The 14050-nt window shown below is 41.3% G+C and carries 10 protein-coding genes; 7 read left to right on the forward strand and 3 right to left on the reverse strand.

Going from position 1 to position 14050, the window contains the following annotated elements; genetic code table 11:
- Positions 1-364 precede the first annotated feature (364 nt).
- From dnaA to AN213_RS18500, 7 genes are all read left to right on the forward strand, one after another.
- On the forward strand, positions 365-1762 hold the full coding sequence (gene dnaA, locus AN213_RS18470) for a chromosomal replication initiator protein DnaA (protein ID WP_055022065.1): 1398 nt from the start codon (positions 365-367) through the stop codon (positions 1760-1762).
- A 13-nt stretch (positions 1763-1775) separates the two neighbouring features.
- Positions 1776-2879, forward strand: coding sequence for a DNA polymerase III subunit beta (gene dnaN, locus AN213_RS18475; protein WP_054563760.1), 1104 nt, complete (start codon positions 1776-1778; stop codon positions 2877-2879).
- Between the two features lie 6 nt (positions 2880-2885).
- Positions 2886-3980, forward strand: coding sequence for a DNA replication/repair protein RecF (recF, locus tag AN213_RS18480; RefSeq protein ID WP_054563761.1), 1095 nt, complete (start codon positions 2886-2888; stop codon positions 3978-3980).
- 12 nt (positions 3981-3992) lie between these two features.
- On the forward strand, positions 3993-6419 hold the full coding sequence (gene gyrB / locus AN213_RS18485; protein WP_054563762.1) for a DNA topoisomerase (ATP-hydrolyzing) subunit B: 2427 nt from the start codon (positions 3993-3995) through the stop codon (positions 6417-6419).
- A 141-nt stretch (positions 6420-6560) separates the two neighbouring features.
- Complete coding sequence (glyQ, locus tag AN213_RS18490; protein WP_054554789.1) at positions 6561-7460, forward strand: glycine--tRNA ligase subunit alpha; 900 nt, start codon at positions 6561-6563, stop codon at positions 7458-7460.
- Between the two features lie 8 nt (positions 7461-7468).
- Positions 7469-9538, forward strand: coding sequence for a glycine--tRNA ligase subunit beta (gene glyS, locus AN213_RS18495; protein ID WP_055199312.1), 2070 nt, complete (start codon positions 7469-7471; stop codon positions 9536-9538).
- 61 nt (positions 9539-9599) lie between these two features.
- Positions 9600-10049, forward strand: coding sequence for a hypothetical protein (locus AN213_RS18500; RefSeq protein ID WP_055199313.1), 450 nt, complete (start codon positions 9600-9602; stop codon positions 10047-10049).
- Between the two features lie 146 nt (positions 10050-10195).
- Here the strand turns inward: AN213_RS18500 and tusA are convergent, their stop codons facing one another.
- From tusA to fadB, 3 genes are all read right to left on the reverse strand, one after another.
- Positions 10196-10435: a sulfurtransferase TusA gene (tusA, locus tag AN213_RS18505; RefSeq protein ID WP_055199314.1), complete on the reverse strand. Its 240-nt coding sequence runs from the start codon at positions 10433-10435 to the stop codon at positions 10196-10198.
- Between the two features lie 153 nt (positions 10436-10588).
- The gene (gene fadA / locus AN213_RS18510; RefSeq protein ID WP_054563765.1) at positions 10589-11755 is read right to left on the reverse strand and encodes an acetyl-CoA C-acyltransferase FadA; all 1167 of its coding nucleotides are present in this window, start codon (positions 11753-11755) and stop codon (positions 10589-10591) included.
- Between the two features lie 5 nt (positions 11756-11760).
- Entirely contained in the window at positions 11761-13920 is a 2160-nt protein-coding gene (gene fadB / locus AN213_RS18515; protein ID WP_055199315.1) for a fatty acid oxidation complex subunit alpha FadB, read from the reverse strand.
- Positions 13921-14050 lie beyond the last annotated feature (130 nt).

Genomic DNA, 14050 nt, shown 5'->3' on the forward strand with positions numbered 1-14050 from the left:
GGATCCTTTTAGCTGATCATATAGGATCATCATAAATAAGAAGTTTTCCACAGCCTCTGTATAAAAAGTGAATAAAAGCTTGGGAAAAGCCAATTCGATCGTAGAATTTGATCGCGATCTGGCTGTAAATTTGTTATGATCACTGTTCGAGCTTAAAAAATAATTTTCTTAAAAATCAGTGTTTTATTCTTTTATGTTGCTGAGATCATATTTTTCATAAAAATCAATCTTGTACTTGTGGATAAAGTACCTTCATAATAGTCGGTCTGGGCCAAGAAAGTTGGTCAAAGATTAGCAATAAATGTTTGATTTTCCATCATTAAAGATGAACGGGAATAAAAATTAAATCTCTGGGAGTTTAACTGTGTATCTGTCGGTTTGGCAAAGTTGTTTATATGTATTGCAAGATGAATTGCCTTCACAGCAATTCAGTATGTGGGTAAGACCACTTCAAGCAGAAAGTACCGAAGATACGTTGACTATATATGCACCTAACCGTTTTGTTTTGGATTGGGTGAGAGAAAAGTATTTAAACCGTATTAATGAACTACTCGTTGAAATTTGTGGTGATGAAGCACCTGAATTACGTTTTGATGTTGGTAGTAAACCTATTTTAAATGCCCAAGTGGCATCTGCACCGGCTGCAACAGAAGCAAGCGCATCTGTTCCACAACAAACTGCCGAAAAACAACAGCCAAAACCTGAAAAAGCAGCGGTCGAACCTGCACCAAAATCAGGCTATAAATCAAACATTAAAGAAAATTACACCTTTGATAGCTTTGTTGAGGGTAAATCAAACCAATTAGCAAAAGCTGCAGCGACTCAAGTTGCAGATAACCCAGGTTCAGCATTTAACCCTGTATTTATATACGGTGGTACTGGCTTAGGTAAAACTCATTTATTACACGCTGTTGGTAACGGTATTATGGCTAATAAGCCAGACGCGAAAATTGTTTATATGCACTCTGAGCGATTTGTGCAAGACATGGTTAAAGCGCTACAAAATAATGCCATAGAAGAATTTAAACGTTATTACCGAAGTGTTGATGCATTGATGATCGATGACATTCAATTTTTCGCTAATAAAGAACGCTCACAAGAAGAGTTCTTTCATACCTTCAATGCTTTACTTGAAGGAAATCAACAGATTATCTTAACTTCAGACCGCTATCCTAAAGAGATAGAAGGGGTTGAAGATCGCCTTAAATCACGTTTTGGTTGGGGCTTAACAATTGCTATTGAGCCACCAGAACTTGAAACGCGCGTTGCTATTTTGATGAAAAAAGCGCAGCAAAGTAAAATCAATTTACCTCACGAAGTTGCCTTTTTTATCGCTAAAAAGTTGCGTTCAAATGTGCGTGAATTAGAAGGGGCGTTAAACCGCGTTATTGCTAATGCAAACTTTACTGGTCGTCCGATTTCAATCGACTTTGTAAAAGAAGCGCTACGTGACTTACTTGCGCTGCAAGATAAACTGGTAACGATAGATAATATTCAACGCACTGTTGCTGAGTATTACCGTATTCGTGTGTCAGATTTACTCTCTAAACGTCGTAGCCGTTCAGTAGCAAGACCACGTCAAGTGGCCATGGCATTATCAAAAGAACTTACAAATCACAGTTTACCTGAGATTGGTGACGCCTTTGGTGGTCGTGATCACACAACTGTATTACACGCTTGTCGTAAAGTTAAATCACTACGTGACGAAAGCCACGAAGTGAAAGAAGATTATCAAAACTTAATAAGAACCTTGTCATCTTAAGGCCGACTTTATTATGCAAATAACAATATCAAGAGAGCAATTTTTAAAACCTTTAGTTCAAGTGTCTGGTGCGATTGAGCGTAAGCACACCTTACCGATTTTATCGAACGTACTGTTAGTTGTTGAAAACGGGCAACTTTCGATGACGGGTACTGATCTTGAAATTGAGTTAGTGGCGAGTGTGTTTGTCGGTGAAGATACCACAGATACGCAACTCACTTTACCAGCTAAAAAGTTACTCGATATTTGTAAAAGTTTACCTGATGGCTCAGACCTAACGTTAAGTAGCCAAGATCATCAGTTACTATTAACAAGTGGTAAAAGCCGTTTTTCTTTAACTACGCTGGCCGCTGAAGATTTTCCGAATCTTGAGCAGTGGGATGGTGAAGTTGAATTTCAACTAACGCGTTTAGAATTGCGTAAACTTTTAGAAAGCACGCACTTTTCTATGGCGAATCAAGACGTACGTTATTACTTAAACGGTATGTCATTTGAAGTTGATAACGCAGATATTAAAACAGTGGCTACAGATGGTCACCGTTTGGCGATTGCACAAAAGCAATTACCACAGTCTTTAAATACACAACGTCAGTTAATTATTCCACGTAAAGGTGTACAAGAAATTATGCGCCTAATGGTGGCTGATGATGAGCTAGTAACCATTCAATTTGGTGCTAACCATATTCGTATTATTGATACTGAGTTTACGTTTACCAGTAAGCTGGTGGATGGTCGTTTCCCTGACTATCGTCGTGTATTGCCACGTGGTGGTGATAAAGTGATTACTGCTAACCGTGAATGGTTGCGCAGTGCTTTCCAACGTGTGTCTATTTTATCGAATGAAAAGTTCCGTGGTGTACGTTTGAACCTGTCTGAAGGTTTATTAAAAATTACTGCAAACAACCCTGAGCAAGAACAAGCTGAAGAGGTGGTTGAAGTAATGTACCAAGGCGGCGAACTTGAAATTGGCTTTAACGTTTCTTATGTACTTGATGTACTTAATACATTAAAAACAGAAGATGTAACCTTTACACTTGCAGACTCTAATAGCAGTGCGCTAATTGAAGGTGCAGGTGACGAAGAAGCTATGTACGTTGTTATGCCGATGCGCCTATAAGCTCATATGAGTTTAAGTCATTTAAGCCTCAATAATTTTCGAAATATTGAGGCGCTGACACTTGAGCCGGTTAATGGCATAAACATTATCTATGGCGAAAATGGCAGCGGAAAAACCAGTCTCCTTGAGGCTATATATTTCCTTTCTCACGGTAAATCATTTCGTACCGCCAAACATAAAAATATCATTCAGCATCAACAAGACAAGTTTGTGATTCATGGTCGCAAAGCGCTGCATGATTTGTCTATTCCGATTGGTATAAGCAAAAACCAAGCGGGTGAAACGTCTTTAAAGATTCAGGGAAAAACGAGCCGTAAAATCTCTGAGTTAGCTCAGCTAGTGCCGGTGCAAGTTATTACTCCAGAAAGCTATTCATTGTTTTTTGGCGGTCCAAAAGAACGTAGAAAATTTCTCGATTTAGGATTGTTCCACGTGGAACATGACTTTTTTTACTTGTGGCAGTCTTTTAATAAAGTACTGAAACAACGTAATGCTTTATTAAAAAGTAAACCTAGAGATTATTTCGAACAGATCAAGTTTTGGGATAAAGAATTTGTTAGACTAGCTGAACAAATAAATAATCTAAGAATCGCGTATATAAGTAGGTTTAAGCAGCAGTTTTTTGATAAAATGTGTGCAGAATTAACGCTTGTAAGCGATTTAGAAATTAACTTTCATGCGGGCTGGAAAGAGAGTGAAACGCTCTCAGAGGCGCTTGAGCAAAGCTTTGAACGTGATGCCAAACAAGGTTTCACAAGTAAAGGTCCGCATAAAGCTGATTTTAGTTTTAGCGTTTCTGGTAACAGTGTAGAAAATACCTTTTCTCGCGGTCAATTGAAGCTCTTGCTTTATGCGTTAAAAGTAACGCAAAATAGCTTAATTGAGTCAGAAACAGATAAGCAATCTATATTGCTAATAGATGACTTACCTTCAGAACTAGGTGAAGATACAAAAGAAAAAGTGGGTCAACTTTTGACTCATTGCGATTCGCAACTTTTTATCTCATCAATTTTATCTGAAAGTATTTCTGCTGTGGTGGAACCCATGCAACGAGAACTAAAAATGTTCCACGTGAAACATGGCAACCTAATAACAAGATAAGTGGGATTAACCATGTCTGAGAATTACGATTCGTCGAGTATTAAAGTACTTAAAGGATTAGACGCAGTAAGAAAGCGTCCAGGAATGTATATAGGGGACACCGATGACGGTACAGGCCTTCACCATATGGTGTTTGAGGTTGTTGATAACTCTATCGATGAAGCCTTAGCTGGTCATTGTGATGATATTTTTGTAACGATTCACTTAGACGGTTCAGTCTCTGTAAGAGATAACGGTCGTGGTATTCCTACATCTATTCACGAAGAAGAAGGTGTTTCTGCGGCTGAAGTTATCATGACGGTACTTCACGCTGGTGGTAAGTTTGATGATAACTCTTATAAAGTATCTGGTGGCTTACACGGTGTAGGTGTTTCGGTAGTAAATGCACTATCTGAAAAGCTGCAACTGACCATTCGTCGTGAAGGCAAAATTCACCAACAAACATATACTATGGGTGTACCAGATGCGCCATTAGCTATAATTGGTGACGCAACAGACACAGGTACTGAATTACGTTTCTGGCCAAGTGGTGAAACATTCACTGACCTTAACTTCCACTACGATATTTTAGCAAAGCGTTTACGTGAGCTTTCGTTCTTAAACTCTGGTGTAAGTATCATTCTTACTGATGAGCGCGAAGAATCTAAGAATGACCACTTCAAATATGACGGTGGTATCCAAGCATTCGTAGAATATCTAAACCGTAACAAAACACCTGTACATAAAAGTGTTTTCCACTTTACCCATGAGCGTGAAGAAGACGGTATTAGTGTAGAAGTTTCAATGCAATGGAACGATGGCTTCCAAGAAAGCATTTACTGTTTCACAAACAACATTCCACAACGTGATGGTGGTACGCACTTAGCTGGCTTTAGAGCAGCACTAACACGTACGCTAAATAACTACATGGAAAAAGAAGGCTTTAATAAAAAAGCTAAAACAACAAGCAATGCAACGGGTGATGATGCTCGTGAAGGCTTAACTGCGGTTGTAAGTGTTAAAGTTCCTGATCCTAAGTTCTCATCACAAACTAAAGACAAACTAGTATCAAGTGAAGTTAAGTCTGCTGTAGAACAGGCAATGGCAGAAAAATTAACAGAGTTCTTATTAGAAAACCCAGTTGATGCTAAAACAGTTGTTGGCAAAATTATTGATGCAGCACGAGCTCGTGAAGCAGCACGTAAAGCACGTGAAATGACACGCCGTAAAGGTGCAATGGATTTAGCTGGCTTACCAGGTAAATTGGCAGACTGCCAAGAAAAAGATCCAGCACTTTCTGAACTATACATAGTGGAGGGTGACTCTGCAGGTGGTTCAGCTAAGCAGGGTCGTAACCGTAAAAACCAAGCAATTTTGCCACTTAAAGGTAAGATTCTTAACGTTGAAAAAGCACGCTTTGATAAGATGCTTTCTTCTCAAGAGGTCGCAACTCTAATTACTGCATTAGGTTGTGGTATTGGTCGTGATGAATATGACCCAGAAAAGCTACGCTATCATCGTATCATTATCATGACCGATGCGGACGTGGATGGTTCTCACATTCGTACCTTGCTACTGACTTTCTTCTACCGTCAAATGCCAGAGATTGTAGAAAAAGGCTTTATCTATATTGCGCAGCCACCACTTTATAAAGTGAAAAAAGGTAAGCAAGAACGCTACATTAAAGATGACCCAGCGCTTGTTGATTACTTAACATCATTAGCATTAAACAATGCTGCACTTTATACAAGCGAAGGTGCATCTGCACTTGAAGGTGAAGAACTAGAAAGAATTGTTCACGACTATCAAAATACAGTTAAAGTGATTGAGCGCTTAAAACGTAAATATCCAAATTCGGTTATGGAACGTTTAATTTATCAAAGTGAAATTACCGAAGCTGATTTAGCAGATGAAGCAAAAGTTAAAGAGTGGACTAACACCCTTGTTGACGACTTAATTGCACGTGATGAAGATGCAACTATCTTCCATGCGGGTACTGAGCACGATACTGAGCGCAACATGTATTATCCTGTTGTGAATATTCGTCAGCATGGTGTGGATAAAGCACATGTACTTAACCATGACTTCATCACATCGCGTGACTACAAACGCATTGCAGCGACAGGCGTAAACATTGCTAACTTACTTGAAGAAGGGGCATATGTTCAACGCGGTGAGAAAACTCTAGCTGTTGATAACTTTGTGGATGCATTAGAGTGGTTAATCAATGAGTCGAAGCGTGGTCTTTATATCCAACGTTATAAAGGACTCGGTGAGATGAACCCTGATCAGCTTTGGGAAACCACTATGGACCCAGATGCTCGTCGTATGTTGAAAGTAACAATTGAAGATGCCGTAGCTGCAGACCAATTGTTCGCGACTCTAATGGGTGACCAAGTTGAGCCGCGTCGTGACTTCATCGAAACGAATGCGCTACGTGTAGTTAACCTAGACGTATAACGCTAAATTAAGAATTAAAAAGGAGCCTACAGGCTCCTTTTTTTATTGCTGAAAAAGCACAAACTGCTTAAAACCTTACTGCACACAAGGTATACTGAGAGCAATTTTCAGACTAAACGCACCAGATACTATAAGCCAAATATGCAAAAATATGACGTTAAAACCTTTCAAGGTTTGATCCTGGCTTTACAGGACTATTGGGCACAGCAAGGCTGTGTGATTGCTCAACCACTCGATATGGAAGTGGGAGCAGGGACATTTCATCCGTTAACTTTCTTAAAGTCAATTGGCCCAGAGCCAATGTCGAGCGCGTATGTTCAACCATGCCGCCGTCCAACTGATGGTCGTTATGGTGAAAACCCGAACCGTTTACAGCATTACTACCAATTCCAAGTAGTATTAAAGCCATCACCAGAAAACATCCAGGAGCTCTATTTAGGCTCTTTAGCTGCCGTTGGTATCGATACACTAACTGATGAAGTTCGCTTCGTAGAAGACAACTGGGAGTCGCCTACATTAGGTGCATGGGGTCTAGGTTGGGAGATCTGGTTAAACGGCATGGAAGTAACTCAGTTTACTTACTTCCAACAAGTAGGTGGCTTAGAGTGCTCACCTGTAACCGGTGAAATCACTTATGGTCTTGAGCGTTTAGCAATGTATATTCAGGGCGTAGATAGTATCTATGACCTAGTATGGGCAGACGGTCCTATGGGTCGTGTGACATACGGTGATGTATTCCATCAAAATGAAGTAGAGCAGTCAGCTTATAACTTCGAACAAGCGGATGTTGAGTTCTTATTTGCACAGTTCGATCACTGTGAAAAAGAAAGCGAAAAGCTAATTGAAGCAGGCTTACCATTACCAGCTTATGAGCAAGTGATGAAAGCATCACACGCGTTTAACTTATTAGACGCTCGTCACGCTATCTCTGTAACAGAACGTCAACGTTATATCTTACGTGTTCGTGCTTTATCTAAAGCATGTGCGCAAAGTTACTATGATGCCCGTGAAGCTCTTGGTTTCCCGCTTTGTAAGGATTAAGAATTAGCATGTCAGCAGAAAATTTATTAGTAGAAATTGGCACTGAAGAGTTGCCACCGAAAGCACTTCGTAAACTTGCTGAGTCGTTTGCTGAGAACTTAGCAACAGAGCTTGCAAGCTTAGAATTAAATCACCAAGGCGTTAACTGGTACGCATCACCACGTCGTTTAGGTTTGCGTGTTACTGCACTTGAGGCTAAGCAAAGTGACAAGGTTGTAGAAAAGCGCGGCCCTGCAGTTGCAGCTGCTTTTGATGCCAATGGTAACCCAACTAAAGCAGCAATGGGTTGGGCTCGTGGTTGTGGTATCGATGTAAGCGATGCACAAACACTTGAGACAGATAAAGGCGCTTGGTTATTACATAAGGCACAGGTTGAAGGTCAAGCAACTACATCACTTATGAGTGATGCTGTAAACAAAGCACTTGCTAAATTACCTATCCCTAAACCAATGCGTTGGGGTGCAAATAAAACACAATTTATTCGCCCTGTGCACACAGCGACTATCTTATTTGGTAGCACGCTAATTGAAGGTGAAATCCTTGGTAAGCAAGTTGGCAACCAATTACAAGGTCACCGTTTCCATCATCCAGAAAAAGTAACAATCAACCACGCTGATGATGTGTTTGATGTTCTTAAATCTGCTTACGTTGTCGCTGACTTCGAAGCGCGTAAAGCACAAATTCGCGAACAAATTGAAGCAGCAGCTAGCGCTGTAAATGCAAAAGTAGCGATGGATGAAGACTTACTTGAAGAAGTAACATCCTTGGTTGAATGGCCAGTAACGCTGACAGCAACATTCGAAGAAGCATTTTTAGATGTACCTTCAGAAGCGCTTATCTATACCATGAAGGACGACCAAAAGTACTTCCCGTTATTAGACCAAGATGGCAACTTACTAAACAAGTTCCTATTTGTTTCTAATATCGAAAGTAAAGATCCAAGCGTGGTAATTGCTGGTAACGAAAAAGTTGTTCGCCCTCGTTTAGCGGATGCGCAGTTCTTCTACGAAACAGATAAGAAGAAAACGCTAGAGAGTCGCTTAGAATCGCTAGATACCGTTTTATTCCAAAAGCAACTTGGTACGCTGAAAGATAAATCTGAACGTATTAGTGAACTTGCCGGTTATATTGCTGAGCAATTAGGTGCTGATGCAGAGCTGGCTAAGCGAGCAGGTTTATTAAGTAAAACAGACTTAATGACCGAAATGGTTATGGAGTTTACCGACGTACAAGGTGTAATGGGCATGCATTACGCTCGTCACGACGGTGAAGCAGAAGAAGTTGCACTCGCGCAAAATGAACAATATATGCCACGCTTCGCGGGTGATAACTTACCAACAAATGTGATCAGCTGTGCGGTAGCAATTGCTGATAAGTTTGATACGCTGGTGGGTATTTTTGGTATTGGTCAAGCGCCAAAAGGCGACAAAGACCCATTTGCACTACGCCGTGCAGCTATCGGTGCATTACGCATCATGGTTGAAAAATCATTACCGCTAGATATCTTAGACCTTGTTGCTAAGTCACAAACGCTATTCGGTGAAAAGCTAACGAACCTAAACGTATCAACAGATGTGTTTGAGTTTATGTTAGGTCGTTTCCGCGCATGGTATCAAGATGAAGGTATCGAAGTTGATGTCATTCAAGCCGTACTAGCACGTCGCCCAACTAAACCAGTTGATTTCGACCGCCGTGTTAAAGCGGTAAGTCACTTCCGTACATTAGACGCTGCAGAAGCGCTTGCAGCAGCAAATAAACGTGTAAGCAATATCTTGGCTAAGAATGACATCACAACACAAGGTGATGTGAATGAGAGCCTATTAAGCGATGACGCAGAAAAAGTATTAGCGTCACACGTTGCTAAGTTTGCAACTGAGCTTGCACCTTTATATGCAAATGGCGATTACCAAGAAGCATTGTCACAACTTGCGGGTATCCGTGAGAGTGTTGATAACTTCTTCGATAACGTCATGGTAATGGCCGATGACGAAGCGGTTAAACAAAACCGTTTAGCATTATTAAGCCAACTAAGCCGTCTGTTTTTAGATATTGCTGATATTTCTGTACTTCAGAAGTAAGCAGTAGCCAATTAATAAAAGCCAGCTCAGTGCTGGCTTTTTTGTAGCAAAAGGAACAGTAATGAAACGTGTAATTACTTTAGCATTAGCGGGCTTATTAACAGCCTGTTCTAGCCAAATGCAAATGCCAAGCATTGACGATATTCTGCCAAGTAAAGAGCTTGGCCGTACTATGTACTTACGTGGTGATTTTACCTTGTGGGATGCCGAGCCGCAGTATCAATTAGAGCAAGTTGCACCAGGCATATTCCAAACCGACGTTAAGTTTTCAACACCAGGTAAGGTTTATGAATTCAAAGTAGCGGATGCAGATTTTAGCGAAGGCTATAACTGTGGTTACAGTGAAATGGACCCAGCAGGGCAATCATTAGTGCTAGGCCAAGCCGCCAATGCAGACTGTAATACCATCTACAATTATTTCAGCTTTAAACCCGCTGCAAAAGGTGTGTATGTAGTGAGCTTTGATTACCGCAATAGTAATCAACCAAAAGTGACAGTAACGAAGAAATAGCTTTAAGCTGTCAGTTTTAAGTCGATCGAGTGAGCGTTTAATATTGATAAATGCTCACTTTTAATTTTAATTGATTAACTCGAAACTCGAAACTCGAAACTCGAAACTCGAAACTCGAAACTCGACTCGAAACTCGAAACTCGTTGTTATAACCCTTTCTTCACTAAGTATCTATACGGTGCTTCTTTTACATCTTTAGCCACAAGAGTGTGATCCATAAATGTACAAAAGCTAGGGATATCGCGGGTGGTTGATGGGTCATCGGCGATGATAAGTAATGTTTCGCCATCTTTCATTTTACGTACTGCGCCACGCACCATCATAACAGGTTCTGGACAACGTAGGCCAAGTGCATCTAATTGGTGATCGGGATTATCAAAACTCATGGCTGACCTTTTAGGTGAAAGAGACGATTAATAAGCGGCTATTTTAACTTTCTATTGCTGCCAGTTTCAATAACCGAAAGCAAAGCAAATAAAAAAGGCGCACTGAGCAATTCAGTACGCCTTTTTATCACCAAGATGTTTGGTGTGAGCTCGTTATTCTACGCGCTCAAATACAGTTGCAATACCTTGGCCTAAACCAATACACATAGTTGCTAGGCCGTATTTAGCGTTCTTGTCTTCCATTAGGTGAACAAGCGTTGTGCTAATACGTGAACCAGAACAACCAAGTGGGTGACCAAGTGCAATTGCACCACCATTTAGGTTAACTTTTTCATCTACCACATCCATCAGACCTAGGTCTTTTAACACTGGTAGAGATTGTGCTGCGAACGCTTCGTTAAGCTCTGCAACATCGATATCGTCAATAGTGATACCTGCTTGTTGAAGTGCTTTTTGCGATGCAGGAACAGGGCCGTAACCCATGATTGATGGATCGCAACCTGCAACAGCCATTGATTTAATACGCGCACGAATTGGTAAACCAAGTTCTTTTGCTTTCTCTTCGCTCATTACAAGCATTGCTGACGCGCCGTCAGAAAGTGCAGAAGAAGTACCTGCCGTTACGCTACCTGATGCAGGGTTGAATACAGGGCGTAGTTGCGATAAGCCTTCAACAGTTGTCTCTGGGCGGATTACTTCATCGTCTTCAACTAAGATTAAAGAACCATCTGCATCGTGACCTTCCATTGGCAGGATTTCACGACGGAAACGACCTTCAACAGTTGCTGCGTGTGCACGTTGGTGTGAACGGTAAGCAAATTCGTCTTGTTGCTCGCGGCTAATGCCGTGCAGCGTAGCAAGGTATTCTGCAGTTAAACCCATTACGCCAGCAGCTTGTGCTACAGACGTTGATAAACCTGGGTGAAAATCATTACCGTGAGTCATAGGTACGTGACCCATGTGTTCAACACCACCAATGATGTAGGTATCACCAGCGCCAGTCATAATAGCGCGTGCTGCATCGTGTAATGCTTGCATTGATGAACCACATAAACGGTTAACTGTAACAGCTGGTACTGAGTGAGGGATACCGGCTAGTAGTGATGCATTACGAGCAATGTTAAAACCTTGCTCTAAAGTTTGTTGTACACAGCCCCAGTAAATATCATCAATTGATGCTGGATCAACGGCTGGGTTACGGTCTAACAAACCTTTCATTAAGTGAGCACTTAAATCTTCCGCACGCTTGTTTTTGAATACGCCGTTCTTTGAACGACCCATTGGTGTGCGGATACAATCTACGATTACTGGATTATTCATGTTTCTTATCCTTCCACCTTATAGAATACACGGCCTTCTTCGGCCCACTTGCGAGTTTCATCTGATACTTGGTAAATCGCACCTAAATGAGCGTACTTGTCTGCTGTCGCAACAAAGTTCGCTAAACCAGTTTGATCTAAGTAACGGAATGCACCGCCTCTAAATGGAGGGAAACCAATGCCGTAAATTAGCGCCATGTCAGCTTCTTGTGGAGACGCTACGATACCTTCTTGTAAACAAAGTAGTACTTCGTTGATCATCGGGATCATACAACGGTCAATGATTTCTTGTTTGTCGAAATCTTTAGGTGCATCAGTGATAGCACTTAGTAACTGAGTTGCTGTTGCATCTTTTGCTTTTTTCAGGCGACCACGACGGTCTGGTGCGTACTGGTAGAAACCTGCACCATTTTTCTGACCAAAGCGTTTTTCGTTTGCAAATACAGTAACTGGGTCTTTATCTTGGCGAGCCATACGCTCAGGGAAACCGTCAGCCATTACACCAGTACAGTGGTAAGCCGTATCGATACCTACAACATCAAGAAGATATGCAGGACCCATTGGCCAACCAAATACATTTTCCATCACTTTATCAACTTTAGTGAAGTCAGCACCTTCAACAACAAGTTTGCTGAAACCTGCAAAGTAAGGGAATAGTACGCGGTTTACAAAGAAACCAGGGCAGTCGTTTACAACGATTGGTGATTTACCAAGTTTTAATGCGTAATCAACAACCGCATTAATTGTCGCTTCTGATGTTTTTTCACCACGAATGATTTCTACTAATGGCATTTTTGGCACTGGGTTAAAGAAGTGCATACCACAGAAGTTTTCTGGTTTTTCAAGTGCCGATGCTAACTCGTCAATACGAATTGTTGAGGTATTTGAAGTTAGGATAGTGCCCGCTGGTAAGTCTTTTTCAAGGCCCGCAAGAACGGCTTGCTTCACTTTAGGGTTTTCAACTACGGCTTCAACAACGATGTCTGCGCTTTGTAAGTCTGAATCGTTTAGCGTTGGCTTGATCTTGCCTAAGGTAGCAACCATCTTATCCATCGCCATATGGCCACGTTGTACTTTTTTGCCAAGTAGCTTAGATGCTTCGCCCATTCCTAAATCAAGTGCATCTTGGTTGATGTCTTTCATGATAATAGGTGTGCCTTTATAAGCAGACTGATATGCAATACCGCCGCCCATAATACCTGCGCCTAATACAGCTGCTTGTTTGATCTCAAGTTCACTGTGTTTAGCTTGCTTCTTCGCTTTACCTTTAATGTATTGGTCAGCTAAGAAAATACCTGTTTGTGCAGCAGCTTCGCTTGTTGCTGCTAATTTAGCAAAGTTAGCGTTTTCAATCGCCATTGCTTCAGCGCGTTCACAGTTTGCTGCAGCTTTGATTGTTTTTACAGCCATAACAGGTGCTGGGTAGTGACCTTTTGTCTGACCCATTACCATGCCTTCAGCCATCGCAAAGCTCATACCTTGCTCAACACGGTTCATTTTCAGTGGCTGTAATTTTACTTGTCGTTTTGCTTGCCAATCTAGCTTGCCAGCAATTGCTTGCTCAAGCGTTGCAATACTTGACTCTAAAAGTTTGTCAGCACTAACTACCGCGTCAAAAGCACCTACTTTTAGGGCATCAGCAGCGCGGTTTTCTTTTCCTGTAGTGATCCATGTCATCGCATTATCAGCGCCAACAAGGCGCGGAAGGCGAACTGTACCACCAAAACCAGGCATGATGCCTAGTTTAACTTCAGGTAGGCCAATTTTAGCGTTAGAGCTAGCAACGCGGTAATCGGTAGCAAGTGCCCACTCACATCCACCGCCAAGCGCCATGCCGTTTACAGCACTTAGCGTTGGGAAAGGTAAATCTTCAATTGCATCAAAAACGTCAGTTGCATTTTTGATCCATGCAACAAGTTCTTCTTGAGGTTTAGTGAAGGTAGGTAAAAATTCGAAAATGTCGGCACCGATAATGAAATGATCTTTATCGCTGGTGAACACCATGCCTTTGATATCTGAGTTTGTTGCCAATTCTTTTAATGCTAAAGCGCAATCTTGCAAGGTTTGCTGCGAAAGTTTATTTACTGAGCCGTCTGCACAGAACTTAAACTCGGCGATGTTGTCCTTGATGAAAGCAACTTCAAATGAATCGCTTTTATATAACATTATTATTCTCCCTAGTTTATTAACTAAGACTGGTACGATGAGTTTGCATTTCAATCAGTGTGCTTGCTTTAAAATGAAAATGCAACGAAAAATTTACTGCGCTTTATCGCGATTGGTTAAAATATAGCTG

The sequence above is a fragment of the Pseudoalteromonas sp. P1-8 genome, assembly GCF_001399985.1.
Lineage (GTDB): Bacteria > Pseudomonadota > Gammaproteobacteria > Enterobacterales > Alteromonadaceae > Pseudoalteromonas.